Genomic DNA, 21172 nt, shown 5'->3' with positions numbered 1-21172 from the left:
CTGCTCCCTTACTCGTCATCTGGCTGAGGTGGCCAGTTCTGTGTATCTATGCGGCTGATCCATTCAAAAAAGGCCGCCAGATCTTCATGCTCCTGATCCGTCAGATTGAATTGAGGCATTTGCCGTCGACCTTCAATTTCGGTTGGCATGGCCTGCATCCAGGCTTTCAGCCCTTCACGGGCCCCATCAGGATCATCAACGCCGCCGTATTTGATCCAAACCTTCCCCAGTTCCGGTGCGTAATATGCCCCTTCCCCAAACAAAGTATGGCAATTGATACAGGAATTCTTCTCCCATACATGTTTTCCCCGGGCGACAGAATCGCTCAAGGTGCTTACGTCTGTACTCTTATTCAGGATATACAAATGGCTCTGCGCGGTGAGCGCCACGAATATCACGAAAAAGAAAATCGTCCCGCCAAAAAAGATATTGCGGGCCGCCGTCTTTGTCATTCCTTCCGACATAATAGAATTCTCCTGCACTATTATTATTTCAGAAGATGGCCACCACTCACTTGTCTCCCCTTGATAAACAACTGATACACCCCTTCATATAACATGTATATTTAATACATGTTTATTATACATTGATCGACATCAAGAAAACCTAGTGCATCGCGTTTTCTGTTAAGTATTAATTGGGGTTTATTAATTATAGAACTCGGGTAAACTGATGAAAAATTGACGTGACCTAAGGGCTTATGACCATAAAAGAAACTACATTCACCTTTTCCAACCCCCAGGACCACCAGATGATTGGTATCCTGCACCATCCTGATACGTTATCCGGCACAGTCGGCCTTCTGGTCGTCGTGGGGGGGCCACAGTATCGTATCGGAGCCCATCGACAATATGTTCACATGGCACGGCATGCCGCCCGGGAAGGCATTCCAGCCATGCGCTTTGACTATAGCGGCGTTGGCGACAGTCAAGGAACCTATCCGGGTTTTGAACAGGTCGCACCTGACATCCATAGTGCGATTGATGCTTTTCTGCACCAGTGTCCGCAAATTAAAACTGTGGCTTTGTGGGGACTTTGCGAAGGAGCGTCTGCCTTGTTGCTGGGGGGCGCAGCACATCCCGCCGTGTCCCATATCGTGCTCGCCAATCCCTGGGTCAGGTCAGATAGCGGCCTCGCCAAGGCTTACGTCAAACACTATTATTGGGACCGCCTGAAAAGCCCGGACCTCTGGCGCAAAGTCTTTTCCGGCGGCCTGAACCTGAAGGCGGCATTTTCCGGCCTTTGGGATAATGTCCAAAAAGCTTTCCTCCCGCAAAAAAACATAGATGACAACTCAAGCTCTTCAAAGCAGCCAGATACACGTCCTTTTCCGGACCGCATGCAAACGGGGCTCGCTGCCTTTTCTGGGAAAAGCCTGTTGATCCAGAGTGGCAATGACCTGACAGCGCGGGAATTTGATGACCTCATCAACTCTGACACACAATGGAAAGAGACCATCGCCTTAAAAATTAATCAACGCATCGACATCGCCGATACGGATCATACATTTTCCTGTGAGAAGTGGCGCGCTGAAGTGGCAAAATCAACAGCAAACTGGCTTAAGTCCAGTCCTTAAGATAGAATTTCGTGCATCTCCAATGGCGTCTTGTGCTGCCCCCCGAATTCAGTGAGGAAGAAATCAAAGAACTGATCCATATCCGCAAGAAATAAGTCCAGATCCTCTGCCGTTTTCACGTAGGGTGCCCCCCCCAACATCAGAGAAGAACTATGATAGGCATAATTAAAATAAGTCTTGCCCACCGCCGTCATACGTCGCACCATGCGAATTTGATCAGCCGCCCGTATTCCCTCCGGGGTCAAAGGAATACGTTCCAGCAGGCCGGATTTAACCAGCACACCCGCCATCAGAGATCTTAAGCCGGAAGCCCCGGCAATTCTGGGATAAATGGTGCTGCCCCACCGGGCCAGCAATCCATCATATCCCCGGGTATTCGGCAATTCCAGAATGTTATATTCCCACCCTTCAAACCAATAGGGTTGACTTGAAAGTCCAATAAAATTCGGACCATGATCATAAGAAAAATTGGTATCCGCCACCACACTGCAATCAACAAGATACCCCAACTCACTCAATATTTCCGCCGTGTGTGGTCCTGCACCATATCGGCCAGCCTTAAAAATAGTTGGGCGGGTTCCCATCGCCTTTTCAATTGCATCCGTCAAATAGGAGAGCTTATCCTTTTCCAATTGATATGGCAGATTGCCTGCATAGGAATTCACCCGATTGACTTCCTCCTCATAAGGCGGGGATACCCACGGATGCAAATGCGTCCCGATAAGGCATTCTCCTTTATCCGCCAGATTTTTCAGTACGGCGACCGCCGCCTGATTCTCCACCACCGGATAATCAATACAGTAAGTCGGAACAATATCATATTTCCTGAAAATCGTCTGTGCCAGATGTTGATGACCAATATTGTCAACCGAACGGCTCTCCCGATCAAACGGCGCCGCCCAGTCAAACTCTTCCTCTGTATCAATAACAACGGTCAAAGTCGGGGTCTTCGGCATAGGACACGGATGGTTCTTTTGAGAAAACAAATTTTCACTCCACAGACAGAAAATAAAATAGCAATATGCTCTTACCACAGATACACTGCTCAAGCACACTGGTTCTAAGTAAAATACAAAAAGACAGCCAAAAAACTTTTAATACAGATAACTTATATTTTTTATTAATATAATAATGCTACATCCAAAGAAACATTTAATAAAACTGGATTTCAAAATTGGCCCTCGTATCAAGTCTCGTTGCAAATCTGCTTTTTCTCGGGTTCAACCTGGGCATATTCTATGCCATTTACTGGGCCTATAAAGAAGATTCCAGAATTGAAGAAGAACAAAAAAACATAACAAAAAACCGGAATTAGAAGCCAGATATTATGCGCGATATATTTATTTTCTCCGCAGTGCTCTGCATTTTGCTGGCCACCCTCAGAAAGCCACAGATTGGGATATTAGGCTGGCTCTGGCTATCAATCATGAACCCCCATAAAGAAGCTTTTGGCTGGATTTATTCTTTGCCTGTTCTGGATATGATTGCCGGCGTAACCTTTATCAGCGTTTTGATCAATTTCAAAAAAGCAGAAAAAGCGATGTTTCATCCCATTGCCATTATTCTGCTTATTTTCTATTTTTGGGCCTGCATGTCGACCATATTCGCCACATCATTTGACCTGAGTTTCCCCCGATGGATATATTTCTCGAAAACCATGGTATTCATCCTGTTGATGCTGTTGTTTTTAAATAAAAAACACTGGATTATTTCCTCTATCTTTGTATTTGTTTTTGCCGTTGGCCTGACTGGGGCCAAAGGTGGCATGTTTACTATTCTCACCGGTGGCGGCTATCGCATCTGGGGAGCCCCAGGCACAGCTTGGGGCGACAATAACGGTGTCTCTCTGGCCGTGCTGATGGTTACACCTATGATCTTTGCCCTGAAGGATGTTTTGGACAAAAAAATCCTGCGCCTCAGTGTTTACGGTACCTCGTTCCTGTCATTCATTTGTATTCTTGGCACGCAATCCCGCGGTGGCCTTGTCGGTATTATTGGTGTGAGTATGGCTTTTTTCGTGCGTACGAAACATAAACTGGTCATGGGAGTTCTTATTTTTATTTGTGGTCTCGGCGTGTTGGCCTTTATGCCGGATTCGTGGAAAAGCCGCATGGAAACCATTCAAACCTATGAACAGGATGCGTCCGCCTCCACCCGGATCATACAATGGAACTATGCCGTTCAACTGGCGAACGAGCGTCCAATCCTCGGACATGGGTTCTATGCCCGGTTTCATCAGCCGCTTTATCAAAAATACCTGACCGGCATTGACAAAAACAGATCCGTGCACAGCGTTTACTTCCAAATTCTCGAAGAGCAAGGCTATGTCGGCTTGTTTATTTATCTTCTGCTTATGGTGACAGCTATCGTTTCCGCCCATAAGGTGTCCAAGCAAGCCAAACAACGAGATGACCTCAAATGGGCCAGTTCCCTGCTTTATTTCAGCCAGTTCAGCATCGTAGGCTTTGCTTTCAATGGGCTAACCATTAATGTAGCCTATCTGGACCTGTATTATTATCTCCTCGCTTTCATTGTTCTGTTGATCAGCCATGTCAAAATGGAACTGGCCGCAGACCACACAAAAACCTCACAACAAACTGTACTTGGGACTTGACGAATCTTATGACCAAAAAAATCATTCACCTCATTGCCGCGGCACGCCCTAACTTTATGAAGATTGCCCCGCTGTATCATGCCCTGAACCGTCAGGACTGGTGCACGCCACGCATCATTCATACAGGCCAACATTACGATGCCAATATGTCTGACAGTATCTTTGCAGACCTTATGTTGCCACAGCCACACTTCCATCTGGGCATCGGCAGTGGCACTCACGCCCATCAGATCGGCAACGTGATGATGAAGTATGAACAGATTGTTCTGGAACAGGAACGCCCCGATTTTCTTGTCGTCGTTGGCGATGTCAATCCCACTGCGGCATGCTCTCAGGTTGCAACCAAACTGCATATTCCTGTCGCTCATTTAGAAGCAGGTCTGCGCAGCGGCGACAGACGTATGCCGGAAGAAATCAACCGCCTGGTTACGGACGCCATTTGTGATGCATTATGGACTCCGTCTCCTGATGCCGACGAAAACCTTAAACGTGAAGGCCATCCGGACAGCCGTGTGGTGCGGGTCGGCAATATCATGATGGACTCCTTCGAACTTCTCCGTGACAAGATCGAAGCCGAGAAATCACCGGAAAAATTCGGCCTGGAAGAAGGCAATTACGGGGTTGTTACCCTGCATCGTCCTTCCAATGTCGATGGCTATGATACATTAAAAAAACTTGTTGATCAGTTGATCGAAGTATCCCAGAAAATCCAGCTGATTTTCGCCGTTCACCCGCGCACACGCAACAGCCTGCAGGAACATGGTTTCTGGGATGGTCTGCAGGAGGTAAAAGGTCTTAAACTGGTGGAGCCTGTGAGCTATACCCCGTTTATGAGCCTGGTCAAATCAGCAAAACTGATCATTACGGATTCCGGCGGCATTCAGGAAGAAACCACCTATCTCAATATCCCTTGTCTGACCCTTCGGGAAAATACCGAACGCCCCATTACCATTACCGAAGGCACCAATAAACTGGTGCCGCTGGAAGAGTTGCAGGAACATGTAGACCAGGTGTTGCGTGGTGAGTGGCGGACAGGTCACAAACCGGACCTGTGGGATGGCAAAACCGCCGACCGTGTGGTGGCGGAAATTCATAAGGCGCTGTTCTAGGCCCTGTCGGACGATATCGCTTCCGGAATTTTGCGGCCCCTGGTGGCGGCGCCAAGGAATTCCGGAAACACCACACCACTGCTGAGATCAGCAAGCGTATAGCCGTCAAGGACCGTGAGAAAGGCTTTTAAGGCCTGACTGAGCGCAATGGACAGCTTACAGCTTGCCGCAATCTTGCAGTTTGAGGTTTCCTGACTGAAACATTCAACGATGGACATATCTTCTTCCGTATAGCGGACCAGTTGACCAACGTTGATCTCGGCCGCAGGCCGCCCCAAACGAAACCCGCCATTCTTTCCGCGCACGGTTTGCAAATATCCCCCCTTGCCCAGCTCATGCACGATCTTCATCAAATGGTTACGGGAAATATCAAAGACTTCGGAAACCTCATTGATCGACACCAAACGTTCATCATGCACTGCCACATACATCATCAAACGCAGGGAATAATCCGTAAAGGCAGTTAATTTCATCAAGACCTCGTTTTTTTGATCATGCGTTTCGTCAAATTAATCCGTTGCCACCATAGCCTCTTTTTCCAGACGCAAAATTTCGCTTTTACGCTGTTTTTCGGACTCTGATTTCAATTGTCCGCAGGCCGCGAGAATATCTTCGCCGCGCGGGGTACGGATCGGGGCTGAAATCCCCGCATCAAAGACATACTCAGAAAATTTCCGGACCCGATCATCATCAGAACGCTGGTAATCTGATCCCGGCCACGGGTTGAACGGGATGAGGTTTACCTTGGCATAAATGCCATATTTATTCAATAACTTGACCAGATTACGCGCATCTTCATCGCTGTCGTTGATGTCTTTCAACATAATATACTCAAAGGTAATCTTGCGTGACATCTTGGCGCCGGGATAGTCACGACATGCCGCAAGCAATTCCTCCAGCGGATATTTCTTGTTGATCGGCATGATTTCGTTGCGAACATCGTTATTAACCGCATGCAGGGAGACTGCCAGGTTAACGCCAATCTCTTCGCCGCAGCGCTTCATTTCCGGCACCACGCCAGATGTGGACAAGGTGATCCGACGGCGGGACAGGCTGATGCCCTGCTCGTCCATAATGATCTTCAGAGCTTTTTTGACATTGTCAAAGTTATAGAGAGGCTCTCCCATGCCCATCATCACAACGCTGGACAGAACCCGGCCTTCCGACGGGGTTGGCCATTCGCCTAGATGGTCCCGGGCGACCATAAATTGCATAACGATTTCCGCAGGCGTCAGATTACGCACCAGTCTCTGGGTACCCGTATGACAGAACTTGCAGGTCAGGGTGCAGCCGACTTGTGAAGAAACACAGAGAGTACCACGGTCACGTTGCTCATCAGGAATGAAGACCGTCTCGACCTCGTTACCGTCCGGGAATTTCATCAGCCATTTGCGGGTGCCGTCTTTCGAAACCAGCGCTTCGATAATTTCTGGCCGGCCAATGGTAAAATTATCCGCTAGTTTCTGGCGGATATCCTTGGACACATTCAGCATCTCGTCAAAGCTTTTAACGCCCTGATGATAGATCCAGTGCCAGACCTGGGTCGTACGCATCTTGATCTGCTTTTCCGGAATGCCAATATCACGCAGTCGGTCACCGATTTCCGCCCGGTCAAGCCCGACCAGAGTCTTTTCCACATCCAGCATAGGCCGCGCAACTACTGTCGGCTCTGTTCCAAGGGGTAACGTTCGCATAGCACAATAGCCGCCCCTTACGAGACAGCTCTCTCATTTTAATTACATTATGGGCTGCTCATACGAGCAAATGGTCGATAAGTCAAATAAAGCCAGTCCTAATGGCAGGCTTTGGTGATCGCATTATGAGCGGCGGTGAAGCCAGACAGAGAAAAACGATAACTGGTGTTATTGCCACGACCACTCTGTGCAGACATCACCATGGTGCTGCCCCGCTTCATTGCCTGGGCCATGGTATTGTCTGCCTTCACATCATCTCCCCAGGCGCCGTCCCCTTCTGTAAACAACCGGAACGGCCGGTTTTTATCTATTTTCATAGATACCCGGGAATTTTTCTTAAAATTATACCCGACCACAAAATTAACTTCATTCTTAATTTTCCGCGCCGGCTTATGAGAAACTGTCAGGAACGGATTGCCGTGTTTCAGGCTTTTCGGTGTCGCTGATTTGGGAATAGAAATCATGTAGCAGACTTTTTCGCCATTCGTTTTCTTCAACAAAAACGCGTCCCAGTCCCGATAGGTCCCAAGCAACTGGCGACTATCCGCCAAGGCCGCATTTGCGCCCAAAAGAGCGCTGAACAGTACACATAAAAATACGCTAAAAATTCTTTTCAATGGAAAACCTCAATAAACCTGTTTTATTCGTTACACCCTAACAAAATCATTGGGCATCATCAAGGCAGGTCGGAAATTAATTGTTCCTTTCGGAATCTGCGCTTATAAATCTTCCAACCAACACCTAAGTCTTGGTTGATTTATCCCTCTCCTGTAGGTTAAAGCTAGCCATATAAGAATGAGTGGTGTAGATATACTCAATAATTGTTTCATCTGTAACTAAATGACCATTCCTGAAGGAGCAGACTAATCATGAAGAAAACCTATACAGACGCCGCATCGGCCCTGGAAGGCGTGCTGAAAGACGGCATGACCATCATGGCCGGCGGATTTGGCCTCTGCGGCATCCCAGAAAACCTGATCACTGCTCTGCGGGACAGTGGCGTAAAAGATATTACCGCCATCAGTAATAACGCCGGTGTTGATGATTTCGGGCTTGGGCTGCTCCTGCAGACACGGCAAATCAAGAAAATGATTTCTTCATATGTCGGGGAAAACAAGGAATTCGAACGCCAGTATCTGGCACAAGAGCTGGACCTTGAATTCAACCCTCAGGGCACTCTTGCCGAGCGATGCCGCGCCGGCGGGGCCGGCATTCCCGGGTTTTACACAAAGACCGGGGTCGGCACCTTAATCGCAGAAGGTAAAGAACATAAAGAATTTAACGGTGAAACCTACATCATGGAAACCGGTCTGGTGGCCGATGTTTCACTGGTGAAGGCCTGGAAAGGTGATAAGGAAGGCAATCTGATTTACAGAAAAACGGCCCGTAACCTGAATCCCAATATGGCCACAGCAGGCAAAATCACCATTGCCGAAGTCGAAGAGTTGGTCGAAGTCGGCGAACTGGACCCAGACGAAATTCACACACCGGGCATTTACGTTCAGCGCATCATCCAGTCGAAAGACCTGGAAAAGCGCATCGAAAAAGTTACCACCCGGACAAGAGGAGAATAAGCATGGCCTGGACAAGAGAAGACATGGCCCGCAGAGCCGCCCAGGAACTGAAAGACGGCTTCTACGTTAATCTGGGCATCGGCATTCCCACCCTCGTCGCCAATTACATTCCCGAAGGTGTCGAAGTCACCCTGCAGAGTGAAAACGGCATGCTGGGCATGGGCCCCTTCCCTTATGAGGAAGAAGTCGACCCGGACCTGATCAACGCTGGTAAGCAGACCATCACCGAACTGCCAAGCACCAGTTATTTTTCCTCTGCTGACAGTTTTGCCATGATCCGCGGCGGGCATATCAACCTGAGCATCCTCGGCGCCATGCAGGTGTCGGAAAAAGGCGATCTCGCCAACTGGATGATCCCTGGGAAAATGGTAAAAGGCATGGGCGGTGCTATGGATCTGGTGGCGGGCGTGAAAAAAGTCGTCATTATCATGGATCACAATGCCCGCGATGGCAGCCCCAAACTGCTCCACGAATGCAACTTGCCGCTGACCGGGGTTGGCGTGGTTGATATGGTGATTACCGACGTTGGCGTTTTCACCATTGACGAAACAGGCATTACCCTGACGGAACTTGCCCCCGACGTCACCATTGAGGAAGCCCGCGAACGCACCGAAGCCAATTTCAAAGTCTCCGAGGCCGTTTCCTAAAGTAATAAAAGAATGATGGCTGGTCAGACCGTCAATTCAGAAAATTAAAGGCAGAAACCTGACATATGGGACACCATGGAGCGCTGTAGCGCTTCCCGCTTTGGGTCAGTATGAAAAGGTTTCTGCCTTATCGCCAAGTAATTCACCTCAAAAACCGTTTCCAGACACCTCTGTATACGACAACTGCCTTGAGAGGCAGATGCTCTTATTTTTCCTATTCAACGACCATCTCCAGATAACCGGCCGCACATTATTCATAAATAAACATTGAAATATTATTGTAAAACATTATTATTTTGGAATTATTGATGACCATGATGAGTCGCGACCGGCATGCGTTCCCACGAAAAAAAAATTATCTTCCTGGCCACTCTCTGCCTGTTTTCCTGCCCGGTTGCCTTGGCGGAAAGTTCTCAGAAGGGCGACGAATGGAGCAACCGGGGCACCCCGTTACGGGTGATCATCCGGCCAAGAGAACGTCAAAAGACCCCGGCAGAACTTTACCAGAAAACATCTGAAAAGGTGGAAAATTATATCGCCACCCATGATTGGTCCGTTACCTTGGACAATCGATTTTTCTCAGGCCATGAAGATCGTCAGTTCATCGAAAACTACACGACCGAGGCCTCGGAAGACCGTTTCCACGGCCTGAATAAAACCCTGTCCACCCATGGTGATAAAACACTCGCTCTGGCCAAGGTTGAATTTAAAAGCCACCGCCTTTACAATCAGGTGTCCCGCAACATCATAAATCCGCTCTACACTCTGCAAACCGGTCCGGGGACCTACAATCCCGACTTCACAACCCATGCCCGAGCGGGCCAGGATTGGCTGGTGATGAACATGCAGAGCATTGGAACTTATGCAGAAAAAGGAACCCGCCGCCCCATCGCGCGCATGTTAACCACCGCACCAAAATATTTTAACTTCAACGCCTCATTGAAGAAGTCCCAGAATATCATGCAGGAAAATGCCGCGCGCAAGTCAACTATTCAACCGCTGACAACTGAATAATTCCCCCCTCTTCCCTGCATTATTTCCTTCCCCCTTTTCCCAAAGTTGATATGATCTTTTCGCGGGCCGCCACGAGGAGGCCTCAACTACAGACATAAGAAAATATATATAGGGATACTCATATGAAACGCTTCCTTTTGCTTCTCACCCTTCCTTTCTGCACCAGTCCTCTCGCGCATGCTGCGGAAAAGGCCTTTACTTTTGCCAATGTAAAGACGGGACAGACCATCCTGACCGCTGACGATAATTATATGAACCGTATGGGGGCTGCGGAAATCGCCATTCGCACTGGCTCGACCACAGCTGACAAAACTGCCGCGGACCTTAAGGCTCAATATAAAGCCAATGTTCTGGAATGGACACCCGCCGAGAAGAAGCAGATATCGGATCTTGTGGCAGCAAACCAGGAACGGCTTGACCTGATAGAGCACCTCCTTCCCAAAAAAGTCACCTTTGTCAAAGTTACCAAAAACGTGGAAGGTGGTCTGCCACACACCCGCGACAACGCCATTGTCCTGCCCACCAATTCCGGGCCCCTAACAGAAAAACTGTTTTACCACGAATTGTTCCATGTTCTTTCCCGGACCCAAAAGCATCAGCATGATACCCTTTACGGCCTGATTGGTTTCGCCCCCTGCGATTATCACGGCAACGAAGAGGTCAATGCCAAGAGCCTGACGAACCCGGACGTGCCCGCCGAAGGATATTATCTGCCCGTTACACTGGACGGCAAGTCTTCAGCCGTTATGACATTTCTCTATGCCGCCTTTCCGGCCTTTGATCCGACTGTGGAGCGCGGGTTTGGGGGGCATTTCGGATTTGGCCTGCTGAAAGTCGACACACAGGACGGAGTCTGCACTGTTGACACAGATGCAGAAGGCAGAGCCCAGATCCTCAAACCGGAGAATGTGCCTGACTTCTTCGCCGCCATCGGCAAAAATACAAACTATATTATTCATCCGGAAGAAGTTCTCGCCGATAATTTTGTTTTTGTGATGACCGAAAAAACCGATCTGCCCAACCCGGAAATTCCCGCCCGCCTGAAAGACTGGCTGACGAAAAAATAATAGTTATAAGAAAGATGCTTACCCCATATGACACACAGCCCCACTGTCCCCGTAGCTGCTATCTATATGCTGGTCTACGCCCTAAGTTACGCGGCTCTCTGGGCCTGTGTGCGTCACCTTTCCGGGGATATTCATCCCGTGGTGCTGGTCTTTTTTCGCACCTTCTTCGGTATGGCGGCCATCCTGCCAATCCTGTTTAAAGTCAAACTGCCGCCTTTAAGTTCAGGCCTTTATCCTCTGTTCACGTTGCGCGCCGTCCTGAACATCACATCGGTCATGGGCGCCTTCTATGCCGTCAGCATGATCCCCCTCGCCGATGCGGTGGCATTTAGCTACGCCGCGCCAATCTTCGCCACCTTGCTCGCCGTCTTTATTCTAAAAGAGAAAATCGGCCGGCATCGTATTTTCGCCATTCTCTGTGCCTTTGTCGGCGTGCTTATTCTGATCCGGCCGGGGTTCCAGACCCTGAACAGCGGCGTGCTGGCCGCGCTGGGCTCCGCCGGCTGTTTTGCCGCCACCGTGATTTGTGTCAAATTACTGACCCGGAAAGAAAACCCGGCAATCGTCAGCCTGATGAGTTTTATCATCGCGGTTCCCTTGAGTCTCGCCGCCGCTCTGTTTTACTGGCAATGGCCTGTGGGTGAGCAGTGGTTTTATGTCATAGGCATGGGGATATTATCGGCCACAGCCCATATATGTCTGGCCCGCGCTCTGGCCCGCGCCGATTTATCTGCCGTTATGCCAATCGATTTTTCCCGCATTATATTCGCTGCCCTGATGGGAATCAGCCTGTTTGGCGACCCGCTGGACGGCTTGACCTTCCTTGGCGGCGGCCTTATTTTGGCCAGCGCCATTTACGCCACCCATCGGGAACGTAAACAACTCGCCCAGGAAACTGCCCCCCGGAGCCCGTCATGACTTCTCCCGCCCCCGATATCCCTGAAACCAATAACTTTCTTGGCATCGGATTTATCCTGATGTCCTGCGTCACCATGACCTTATCCGCCCTCTTGATCCGTCATATCGGCAAGGATCTCGGCAGTTTTGAAGTCGTTCTGATCCGTTGCAGTTTCACTCTGATCTTCACACTGGTGCTTAATGCCAGATTGGGCGGAAAACTTTTCCACAGCCCCCGCCCGGTTTTGCTGACCTTGCGATCGATTATTCTGGCCGTAATTGTTCTTGGCAATTTCTACGCCATCGTGCATCTGCCGCTGGTGCAGGTGACCGCCCTGCAATTCACCAAACCATTGTTCATCGTCGCTCTCGCCGCCCTGTTTCTCAGTGAAAACATCCGACTGCCCCGAACCATGGCAACGCTCTGCGGTTTTATTGGCATTCTGGTTATTTTAAGACCGGGAGAAGCCGAACTTCACATCGCTCATCTGGCGGTTCTTTCCGCCGCCCTCGGGATGGCGGTCATCGCCATTATCACCAAAAAACTGACCCGTGATCACCTGTCATGCACCATGGTTTTTTACGGCAATCTGGTGATTATCCTTATCTGCAGTCTCCCTGCATTTATGAATTGGCAGATGCCAAGCCTGCTACAATGGGGCCTGATCGCCGCCCTGGGACTGAGCACTTACGGAGGACAGACATTTATGGTCCAGGCTTACCGCCATGGCGACACCACGGTCGTCTCTCCCTTTGAGTATGTTCGCATCATTTTTATCGCCATCGCCGGTTTCATCGTCTTTGGCGAGATTCCCGATCGCTGGACCCTCGGCGGCGCGGCCATCATTATCGGCGCAACCCTCTTTATCGCCTATCGTGAATCCCGCAAGAAACGCCGCGCCGCCGCCGGACTTTAGGATATTTTTTTAGGACATACCCTAAGTTTGCTCTCGACAAGCCCCGCTAAATCGGGCAAATTGTTACCAACCAGTAACATCAAACCACATAGAGTGAACACAACATGGATATTCAAGGATTATCTGCCATTGTAACCGGTGGCGCATCTGGATTGGGTGAAGCGACAGCCCGCCGTCTGGCCAAGGCCGGGGTAAAAGTCAGCATCTTCGATATGAATGCGGAACGCGGCCCCAAGGTCGCCAGCGACATCGGCGGACATTTCGAAAAAGTAGATGTCTCTTCCGCCGATGATGTCGAGAAGGCCCTTGCCAACAGCGCCGCCGCCCACGGCGAAGCCCGCATTGTTGTTAACTGCGCCGGTATCGTCGTCGGGGAGAAAACCGTCGGGCGTGACAATGTACCGCATAGTCTGGACAGTTTTTCCAAAGCCATTCAGGTCAATCTGATCGGAACCTTTAACGTCATCCGCCTTGCCACGGCCCGTATGGCGGGCCTGGAGCCGCTGGACACCACAGAACGTGGCGTGGTCATCAACACGGCCTCTATCGCCGCCATGGACGGCCAGATCGGACAGGCCGCCTATTCCGCCTCGAAAGGTGGCATCGTCGGCATGACCCTGCCGATCGCCCGCGACCTTTCCAAGCTTGGCATTCGGGTTTGCACTATCGCGCCGGGGCTGTTCATAACCCCGATGATGGAAAGTCTGCCCGAAGAAATTCAGGAATCCCTCGGCAGCAGCGTGCCTTTCCCCAGTCGTCTTGGTAGACCGGAAGAATATGCGCAACTGGCTCAACAAATCTGTGAAAACGCCATGTTGAATGGGGAAGTGATCCGCCTCGACGGCGCCATCCGGCTCGCCCCCCGGTAACCCGGGCCAAGCAGAGACATAATATATTCGCTAAAAAGGAGCCTGACGGCTCCTTTTTTATGTTTCACACACGACTTGTTTCTTAATGGGCGCAGTTGATAATCATGACATCCCGGTTGAGGCGCTTGATGATTTCTTCGCAGGTATTGCCGCGCATCGCCGCCAGAATACCGCGACGGGCCAACGTGCCAATCACCACCACATCTGCATCAATATCGTCAGCCACCGTAGAGATGATGGTCGCCGGGTTGCCCTGCTGCACATGAATATTTTTTTGGTCGGCTTCTGTATCCCGCAACAGTTTCGCCCGATCCGGGAATTCCATGGAATCCTCATAGGCGTTAACGATATGCTTCTCCGCCCCATATGACTGGGCCATCAGACGGCTCATTTTCAGTATCTTCTCATTCAGCTCGGCATAACGGGGGTTATCGGTCTGCATATTTACAGCTGCCAGAATGGTTTTACGCTGCAACTCTGCAGTAGGATGTACAATCAGGACAGGACAATCAGCAATCCTAAGCAGAGACCATTTGGACGGTGACAAGTCATTCTGGTTTTTCTCCGTCGTATAATCGGACATGATGATCAGTTGGGCGTCCCGACGCCGCACCATATCCTGGATGGAGCGGTGCCAATCCTCGGTCCAGAATACTTCCGCTGTATAATTAATATTTGCCTCCGTCAGAGGCTTAACAAGATCTGCAAACCAAGTGTTATCGCAATGGAACTGAAAAACACCCTGACCTTTGCGCAACTTGTCCATTTCAAAGGTGATATACAAATGGATCGATACCCCGTCTTCCAGGATTTCGTTCATCATCATTGCCCGCTTCAAGGCAAATTGTGTTTTTTCCGCCGGATCAATGACGACAATTACATTATTCAAGATCTTTTCAGTAGAGGACATATCAGACTTCCCTTTGGTCACGATGAATTTTGGTTCGAGGTATTACATGCCTTAAATATACCGTCTTGCGCGATCAAAGAATTGATCCAGGATAAGATTATGAGGTTTTTCCCGAGTTGAGATCATTGATGAACCGGGCCAGCCCGATGTCTTTTTCGGTTACGCCGCCGGAACTGTGGGTGGTTAACGTGATATGCAGTTTATTATAAACGTTGAACCATTCCGGATGATGATCGCGTTTTTCAGCCTCAAGCGCTACAGATGTCATGAAACCAAAAGCCTGATTGAAATTCTTGAATTTAAATTGCCGTTCAATGGTTTTTCCAGCGGTACAAGGCACCCACCCTTCAAGCGCTTCCAGCGCGGTATCAATTTCTGCTGCGGTTAGTCTGCTCATGTCTTCTCTCCAATTTCGATATTAGGGGCCTGTATTTGTCGTTTTTTTTCAATTGGCCCATTTTCCCCCACAGGCTTTTATAGTATACAATTTCAACACAAAGAATTCTCAGGAAAACAGCAAGGTAAAATGTTAAAAGTCTTATTTGTATGTCTCGGCAATATCTGTCGCTCTCCCACGGCGGAGGGGGTTTTACGCCACAAGCTCCATACGGCGGGAATACGGGACGGATATCTCGGCAATATCTTTATCGATTCGGCGGGAACCGGAGGGTATCACATTGGCGAGAAGCCCGATAAGAGATCACGCAAAGCCGCTGAGAAATACGGGGTGTCGCTTGAAGACATCCGCTCGCGTAAACTCACGCTGCAGGATTTCACCGATTATGATTATATTCTCGGCATGGATCAGGAAAATATCTACAATATGAAAGCTCTTGCGCCGGAGGAACATCACCATAAGATCAGATTGTTTATGGAATATGGTGAAAATTGCCCGGGAATTACCGAAGTCCCCGACCCCTACTCCGGTGGTCTCGACGGTTTTGACCGGGTTTATAACATTATCGACCGCGGCGCAGATGGTTTTCTTAAATATCTGACAACAAACTATGACTTGTGAATGATGCCCGTGAATACAAGATATAATTTTTCGGGAAATACTTGAAATTAAGTCAATCTCTGCCAATATATACACCGTTTATTAGACGTTTCATAAAAGGAAAAAATTGAATGGTTGAAGATTATAAACCCCGCTACGGTACGCCGTCAGGCACCCAGAGCGCTGCCGCGATCGACGAAGGCCTCCGGGCTTATATGTTGACCGTCTATAACTACATGGCCTCGGCGCTTGTGCTGACGGGCTTGGCAGCCTTTGTCACGGTAAATACCCCGGCCCTGTTAAACCTGATGTTTGCGGTAAGCGACCAGGGCGCCATTGCCCCGACCATGCTTGGCTGGATCATCACCTTTGCGCCTTTGGGACTGGTGTTTTTCCTGAGCTTCCGCATTAACAACATGCAGGCTTCCACCGCCCAGATGGTCTTCTGGATCTATGCCGGCCTTGTCGGTGTGTCTTTGTCGCCCATTCTGCTGGTCTATACCGGCGCCAGCGTTGCCAAGACATTCTTTGTCACTGCAGCGGCTTTTGGATCGCTAAGCCTTTATGGTTATACGACAAAACGCAACCTGAGTGGCATGGGATCATTCCTTATTATGGGACTGTTTGGCCTGATCATCGCGTCAGTGGTCAACATCTTCCTGGGGTCCAGCACCATGGATTTCGTGATTTCCGTTGCTGGTGTATTGATCTTTGCCGGTCTGACTGCCTATGACACCCAGAAAATCAAACTGATGTATCTGGAAAATGACGGTCATCAAACGGCAACCAAGAAAGCAGTGATGGGCGCTTTGAGCCTTTATCTCGACTTTCTCAATATGTTCCTCTTCCTGCTGCGCTTTATGGGCAATCGAGAGTAGAGATCATTTTAGTGATGAGAAAACGGCTCCCTTGTGGGGCCGTTTTTTTATGGGAAAATGGGCGGTTAAAAAAAACGCTCATATGGCGACATTAAGCATTGCCTTTAGGAACAATAAAAAGTAATCTCCGCTTCACTTCATGCGGAGACGCAGAAGCACCCGTAGCTCAGCTGGATAGAGCGCTGCCCTCCGAAGGCAGAGGTCACACGTTCGAATCGTGTCGGGTGCACCATTCCCCCCACTTTTTACTAACTATAATATCCTGAAAAAATAATATGGTTCCTCAGCGGCCAATATGCCCCCGGCCGCTACCGGATACTCTATAAACCGATCAACGGCTGTATCAATCGACCGAGAAAACTGTGTAATTTGATCGGAGCTTCTGTCACCACCAGGCAAATGCAGTCTTCACCTTCGTCAATGACAGGCTGATGATCCAGCAGCGTCACCTCAGCATACTCAAGTTCCCCCACAGAGAAACGTTGTGAGCCAACATGGTAAGCCCCTTTCAGTACCAATGTCATCTCGTCACCGCCATGATCATGTTTGGGCATAACGGTTCCGCCACGGGCCCGTAATAACCACAAACATTGACCGTCCGGGCCTTTCCACAAGCGGTGCTTCTTCATCCCCGGCCCCATAAATCCCCAGTCGATATCCATCAAGCTGTCAGGTCGGTGGCCGCTTTTATCATAAATATAATCGCTCAAAGGCAAGGGCAGATCAGTGTCCTTCTTCGGTGCAGTGGATAAGACCGGGACCGAAAACGGCGCGGCAATATCCTTTAGAACCGCATCCAGCATATCTTCGGAACAGTCTGTTTCCGGCAGGTTTTCCAGTAAAGCACCGCCGATATCTTCTGCGACCACCAGCTTTTCCTGCAGAACAGGATGATAGGCAATATGCGACGCAACCAGAACCGAATGCGCTTCCCCGAGGGCGCCGGCGGCGTAGGATACGATCCACTCATCTGAAAGCATATGTTCTTTCATTTTATTCCCGCAACTCCTTTCGCAGCAGCCCAAATGCCGTCCTCATCCGGGACTTGACCGTGCCCAGAGGCAAAGACAATGTTGCGGCAATTTTGGAATGGGACAATTCTTCGAAAAAAGACAATTCGATAACTTTACGCTGATCTGAAGTCAATTTTTGCAATGCCGTTTTAATACGCTGGCCTTCCTGCTTTTCCCCCAAAGCCTGATCGGTTTTCTCCGGCGCCACCATATCCTTCAGATGATCCTCCAATGGCACAAGCGGGTATTTATGCTTGCGATGGTCATCAATGAACTTGTTGCGGGCAATGCGGAATATCCATGTGGACAGTTTGGCCTTTTGCGGATCAAATTGAACGGCCTTCCGCCATAATGTCACCATAACCACCTGGGTCAATTCTTCCGCCTTGGAGTTAGTCACCCCAAACCCCAGTAAAAAACTTTTCACCCGCGGCGCAAAATGCCGGAACAAAACCTTGAAAGCAGCCTGATCTCTGTGACGCGAGATCAGCTCCATCAACTGGTCATGGGGCAAAAGGTGTAAGGGCTGGTCTTCCAATATCACAGTATCTTTAATGAGGTTTAATTTGGCCTCATAGTGGCCTGTCGCCTCGTCTGCTGTCAAGCTGTCTTTAGGTCTGCGCCCATGGGCAAAAGCCCGGCAAGACGCCGCATCATAAATGAAGGCCAATGCCATGGGGCCGGATGCCGACCTGATATGTGACTTTTGTAATTCCATAATCGTCTTTACGCAAACCAGGCGGCATCGGATCATCTGTTTTCCAGAAATATCAAAAAAATGATCCTGAAAAAATCCGCCAGACATTCTGCCCCGTATGAAGAGTTAGTATATCAATGAACATCAGAGAGATGCCCCATGGCCTTTAAAGGACAGACCGACTATTCTCACAAGGGACCCCGCCCGAAAACCGGCGTCCTGATCACCAACCTCGGCACGCCCGATGCCCCTCGTCCCGCCGCTCTACGGTGCTACCTGAAGGAATTTCTCAGTGACCCGCGTGTCGTTGAAGTGCCCCGCCTGATATGGTGGTTTATTCTGAATCTCGTCATTCTGCCGCTGCGGTCCCGCGCCTCGGCCAAAAATTACGCCGAAGTCTGGACCGAAGAAGGCTCCCCCCTGCTTGATATTACCCAACACCAGGCCGCCGCCTTGCAGAAGAAGATGGATCATGTTTATGGGAAAGATCAGATCGTGGTCGCCTGCGCCATGCGCTACGGCAATCCGTCCATAAAAGACGTCCTGACGGATTTTACCGCCCACAATGTGCGCAACATCATCGCCCTGCCCCTCTACCCTCAATATTGCGCCGCCACCAACGGGTCTACGTTTGACGCTTTCGCCAAGGAACTGAGCCAATATCGCTGGGTGCCGGAATTCAAATTCATTAGCGGCTACCATCTTCATGATGCTTATCTCAAGGCCGTGACCTGGTCAATTCAGGATTATATTGATCAAAACGGGGAACCCGACCTGATCCTCTTTTCCTATCACGGCATTCCCCAGCGCTATCTTGAAAAAGGCGACCCTTATTATTGTTTTTGCCAGCAAACCACCCGTCTGGTCCACGCCCGTCTGGGCCTTGCGGCAGACAAGATCATGACCAGTTTCCAGTCGCGTTTTGGGCGGGAGGCCTGGCTCAGCCCCTATACAGATGACACCTTAAAATCACTTCCCGCCCAGAATATCAAACATGTGGCCGTGATCTGTCCCGGTTTTTCAGCCGATTGCCTGGAAACCATCGACGAGATCGAAGTTGAAAACCGCGCCTATTTTATGGAAGCCGGCGGGGAAAGGTATGATTACATCCCCTGCCTTAACGATCAGCCAGATCATATCGACATGATGCATGATCTGGTGAAAGATAACCTTCCGTTTCAGTTTGATTCACCAGACAGCCAAAACAACAAGGCCTGACCCCCATGAACGCACCTGTAATCGTATGGTTTCGCAAAGATCTGAGACTTGCCGATAATCCGGCGCTATTTAAAGCCTGCCAGACCGGTCAACCTGTCGTCGCGACTTATATTCTGGAAGATCAGACCCAGATTGATTTTCCACTCGGCGGGGCCAGTAAATGGTGGCTGTATCATAGTCTGATGTCCCTGTCTGCCGCGCTGGACGGACTTGGCATTCCCCTGATACTCAGACGCGGCAATCCCCGGCAGATCCTAGACGCCTTATGCCAGGAAACAGGCGCCGACACGGTTCATTGGAATCGCATGTATGATCCATATGCCCAGACCAGAGACACAGAAATCAAAGCCTTCCTGACAAACAATGGCATCACTGTTCATTCCTTCAATGCCAGTTTGTTGGTCGAACCCTGGCATGTGGCGACGAAAACCGGCACGCCGTATAAAATATTCACTCCCTTCTGGCGTCAGGCGCGAAACGTCATGTCTTCCACCCCGCCCTTGCCCCGTCCGGAATGTCCCCCTGCTTTTCAGCAGTCCCTGCAAAGCGATCACCTCACTGACTGGTCGTTACGACCTCACCCGTCCTACTGGGCCGCCCCCCTGGCGGCACAGTGGCTGCTCCCTTCCGGCGCAGGTATTGGCGAAGATGCCGCCCAAAACAGATTGGATGATTTCATCACCTGCGCCTTACCCGATTATGACACCGGACGCGACCGCCCAGACCAAAAGAAAACATCCCAACTGTCCCCTCATCTGCATTGGGGTGAAATCAGCCCCCGACAAATATGGTCAGCGTTGGAACTGATCGACCCGCTTCATGATTACAGTGGCCAATTCCGGGCCGAACTGGGCTGGCGCGAGTTCAGCACCCATCTTCTGTATCATTTCCCCCAAATCACCACAGAAAATCTGCGCCGGGAATTCGATCCCTTTCCCTGGCGCGATGAACCTGCCGCGCTTGCGGCCTGGCAAAAAGGTCGGACCGGTATCCCCATTGTCGACGCCGGCATGCGGCAATTATGGGATACAGGCTGGATGCATAACCGTGTTCGCATGATCACCGCATCCTTTCTCGTCAAACACCTGATGATCCCCTGGCAACAGGGCGCGGCGTGGTTTTGGGATACCCTGGTGGATGCCGACCTGGCCAGCAACAGCGCGAGTTGGCAATGGGTGGCGGGCTCTGGGTGCGACGCCTCTCCTTATTTCAGAATTTTCAACCCGGTGCTTCAGGGAGAAAAATTTGATCCCTTGGGCGACTATGTTAGACGGTGGGTGCCTGAGCTTAAAAACGTTCCCGCGAAATATATCCATAAGCCCTGGAACATGACGCAGCCCCCCGCATCCTACCCCGCCCCTATAATAGAACTGGGCGTCGGTCGAACCCGGGCTTTAGAGGCATATAAGAATATTCAGAATTAAAACACACAATATTCTTAATTTTATAATCCAAGACACCTTATGCATCGTATAGATTGT

General features: G+C 50.0%; 23 protein-coding genes and 1 tRNA gene. 15 read left to right on the top strand and 9 right to left on the bottom strand.

Annotated elements, in window-relative coordinates; all coding sequences use genetic code 11:
- Nucleotides 1-8 precede the first annotated feature (8 nt).
- Nucleotides 9-464, bottom strand: a complete 456-nt coding sequence (locus FIV45_RS06855; protein ID WP_099471631.1) for a c-type cytochrome — start codon at nucleotides 462-464, stop codon at nucleotides 9-11.
- A 236-nt stretch (nucleotides 465-700) separates the two neighbouring features.
- Here FIV45_RS06855 and FIV45_RS06850 point away from each other — a divergent pair, with 236 nt between their 5' ends.
- Entirely contained in the window at nucleotides 701-1576 is an 876-nt protein-coding gene (locus FIV45_RS06850; protein ID WP_099471630.1) for a hydrolase 1, exosortase A system-associated, read from the top strand.
- Here FIV45_RS06850 and FIV45_RS06845 read toward each other — a convergent pair.
- On the bottom strand, nucleotides 1573-2532 hold the full coding sequence (locus tag FIV45_RS06845; protein WP_099471629.1) for a polysaccharide deacetylase family protein: 960 nt from the start codon (nucleotides 2530-2532) through the stop codon (nucleotides 1573-1575). The two genes, FIV45_RS06850 and FIV45_RS06845, sit on opposite strands and share 4 nt — an antisense overlap.
- A gap of 371 nt (nucleotides 2533-2903) precedes the next feature.
- On the opposite strand from FIV45_RS06845, the gene FIV45_RS06840 reads away from it, so the two are divergent.
- The gene (locus FIV45_RS06840; RefSeq protein ID WP_099471628.1) at nucleotides 2904-4190 is read left to right on the top strand and encodes a putative O-glycosylation ligase, exosortase A system-associated; all 1287 of its coding nucleotides are present in this window, start codon (nucleotides 2904-2906) and stop codon (nucleotides 4188-4190) included.
- An 8-nt stretch (nucleotides 4191-4198) separates the two neighbouring features.
- Nucleotides 4199-5299: a non-hydrolyzing UDP-N-acetylglucosamine 2-epimerase gene (wecB, locus tag FIV45_RS06835; RefSeq protein WP_099471627.1), complete on the top strand. Its 1101-nt coding sequence runs from the start codon at nucleotides 4199-4201 to the stop codon at nucleotides 5297-5299.
- Here the strand turns inward: wecB and FIV45_RS06830 are convergent.
- From FIV45_RS06830 to FIV45_RS06820, 3 genes are all read right to left on the bottom strand, one after another.
- A complete protein-coding gene (locus FIV45_RS06830) occupies nucleotides 5296-5772 on the bottom strand; it encodes an Rrf2 family transcriptional regulator (RefSeq protein ID WP_099471626.1) in 477 nt (158 codons plus the stop codon). The genes wecB and FIV45_RS06830 overlap by 4 nt on opposite strands.
- A gap of 36 nt (nucleotides 5773-5808) precedes the next feature.
- Nucleotides 5809-6993 carry a dual-specificity RNA methyltransferase RlmN gene (rlmN, locus tag FIV45_RS06825; protein ID WP_099471625.1) on the bottom strand — a complete coding sequence of 395 codons (1185 nt, stop codon included), beginning with the start codon at nucleotides 6991-6993 and terminating at the stop codon, nucleotides 5809-5811.
- Nucleotides 6994-7091: 98 nt separating this feature from the next.
- The gene (locus FIV45_RS06820) at nucleotides 7092-7610 is read right to left on the bottom strand and encodes an invasion associated locus B family protein (protein WP_099471624.1); all 519 of its coding nucleotides are present in this window, start codon (nucleotides 7608-7610) and stop codon (nucleotides 7092-7094) included.
- 252 nt (nucleotides 7611-7862) lie between these two features.
- Between FIV45_RS06820 and FIV45_RS06815 the strand changes: the two genes are divergently transcribed.
- The 7 genes from FIV45_RS06815 (at nucleotide 7863) to FIV45_RS06785 (ending at nucleotide 13978) form a co-directional block, all read left to right on the top strand.
- Nucleotides 7863-8567 carry a CoA transferase subunit A gene (locus tag FIV45_RS06815; protein ID WP_099471623.1) on the top strand — a complete coding sequence of 235 codons (705 nt, stop codon included), beginning with the start codon at nucleotides 7863-7865 and terminating at the stop codon, nucleotides 8565-8567.
- A 2-nt stretch (nucleotides 8568-8569) separates the two neighbouring features.
- On the top strand, nucleotides 8570-9214 hold the full coding sequence (locus tag FIV45_RS06810) for a CoA transferase subunit B (RefSeq protein WP_099471622.1): 645 nt from the start codon (nucleotides 8570-8572) through the stop codon (nucleotides 9212-9214).
- A gap of 333 nt (nucleotides 9215-9547) precedes the next feature.
- The gene (locus tag FIV45_RS06805) at nucleotides 9548-10228 is read left to right on the top strand and encodes a hypothetical protein (RefSeq protein WP_099471621.1); all 681 of its coding nucleotides are present in this window, start codon (nucleotides 9548-9550) and stop codon (nucleotides 10226-10228) included.
- Nucleotides 10229-10350: 122 nt separating this feature from the next.
- Nucleotides 10351-11295: a hypothetical protein gene (locus FIV45_RS06800; protein ID WP_099471620.1), complete on the top strand. Its 945-nt coding sequence runs from the start codon at nucleotides 10351-10353 to the stop codon at nucleotides 11293-11295.
- A gap of 27 nt (nucleotides 11296-11322) precedes the next feature.
- Nucleotides 11323-12213: a DMT family transporter gene (locus FIV45_RS06795; protein ID WP_099471619.1), complete on the top strand. Its 891-nt coding sequence runs from the start codon at nucleotides 11323-11325 to the stop codon at nucleotides 12211-12213.
- Entirely contained in the window at nucleotides 12210-13109 is a 900-nt protein-coding gene (locus FIV45_RS06790) for a DMT family transporter (protein WP_099471618.1), read from the top strand. Before FIV45_RS06795 ends, FIV45_RS06790 begins: the two co-directional genes overlap by 4 nt.
- Nucleotides 13110-13213: 104 nt before the next feature.
- Complete coding sequence (locus FIV45_RS06785) at nucleotides 13214-13978, top strand: 3-hydroxyacyl-CoA dehydrogenase (protein WP_099471617.1); 765 nt, start codon at nucleotides 13214-13216, stop codon at nucleotides 13976-13978.
- An 82-nt stretch (nucleotides 13979-14060) separates the two neighbouring features.
- On the opposite strand, the gene FIV45_RS06780 is transcribed toward FIV45_RS06785, so the two are convergent.
- Together FIV45_RS06780 and FIV45_RS06775 are read right to left on the bottom strand one after the other, a co-directional pair.
- Entirely contained in the window at nucleotides 14061-14888 is an 828-nt protein-coding gene (locus FIV45_RS06780; protein WP_099471616.1) for a universal stress protein, read from the bottom strand.
- A 97-nt stretch (nucleotides 14889-14985) separates the two neighbouring features.
- On the bottom strand, nucleotides 14986-15285 hold the full coding sequence (locus tag FIV45_RS06775; RefSeq protein WP_099471615.1) for a 4a-hydroxytetrahydrobiopterin dehydratase: 300 nt from the start codon (nucleotides 15283-15285) through the stop codon (nucleotides 14986-14988).
- A gap of 129 nt (nucleotides 15286-15414) precedes the next feature.
- Between FIV45_RS06775 and FIV45_RS06770 the strand changes: the two genes are divergently transcribed.
- The 3 genes from FIV45_RS06770 (at nucleotide 15415) to FIV45_RS06760 (ending at nucleotide 16995) form a co-directional block, all read left to right on the top strand.
- On the top strand, nucleotides 15415-15906 hold the full coding sequence (locus FIV45_RS06770; RefSeq protein WP_099471614.1) for a low molecular weight protein-tyrosine-phosphatase: 492 nt from the start codon (nucleotides 15415-15417) through the stop codon (nucleotides 15904-15906).
- 110 nt (nucleotides 15907-16016) lie between these two features.
- Nucleotides 16017-16763 (top strand): Bax inhibitor-1/YccA family protein, encoded by a 747-nt coding sequence (locus FIV45_RS06765; RefSeq protein ID WP_099471613.1) that lies wholly within the window; start codon nucleotides 16017-16019, stop codon nucleotides 16761-16763.
- A gap of 155 nt (nucleotides 16764-16918) precedes the next feature.
- Nucleotides 16919-16995 (top strand) — tRNA-Arg (locus FIV45_RS06760).
- Nucleotides 16996-17083: 88 nt separating this feature from the next.
- Here FIV45_RS06760 and FIV45_RS06755 read toward each other — a convergent pair.
- Both FIV45_RS06755 and FIV45_RS06750 read right to left on the bottom strand, forming a co-directional pair.
- A complete protein-coding gene (locus tag FIV45_RS06755) occupies nucleotides 17084-17755 on the bottom strand; it encodes a ChrR family anti-sigma-E factor (RefSeq protein ID WP_099471612.1) in 672 nt (223 codons plus the stop codon).
- A gap of 1 nt (nucleotide 17756) precedes the next feature.
- Nucleotides 17757-18494 carry a sigma-70 family RNA polymerase sigma factor gene (locus FIV45_RS06750; protein WP_165776931.1) on the bottom strand — a complete coding sequence of 246 codons (738 nt, stop codon included), beginning with the start codon at nucleotides 18492-18494 and terminating at the stop codon, nucleotides 17757-17759.
- A 138-nt stretch (nucleotides 18495-18632) separates the two neighbouring features.
- Between FIV45_RS06750 and hemH the strand changes: the two genes are divergently transcribed.
- Both hemH and FIV45_RS06740 read left to right on the top strand, forming a co-directional pair.
- Entirely contained in the window at nucleotides 18633-19691 is a 1059-nt protein-coding gene (gene hemH / locus FIV45_RS06745; RefSeq protein WP_099471610.1) for a ferrochelatase, read from the top strand.
- Between the two features lie 5 nt (nucleotides 19692-19696).
- Complete coding sequence (locus FIV45_RS06740; protein WP_099471609.1) at nucleotides 19697-21115, top strand: cryptochrome/photolyase family protein; 1419 nt, start codon at nucleotides 19697-19699, stop codon at nucleotides 21113-21115.
- Nucleotides 21116-21172 lie beyond the last annotated feature (57 nt).

Origin of the sequence: Paremcibacter congregatus (assembly GCF_006385135.1) — a bacterium.
Taxonomy (GTDB): Bacteria; Pseudomonadota; Alphaproteobacteria; order Sphingomonadales; family Emcibacteraceae; genus Paremcibacter; species Paremcibacter congregatus.
Note: the sequence above shows the minus strand (reverse complement) of the source record. Positions and strands in the feature narration are given on the sequence as shown.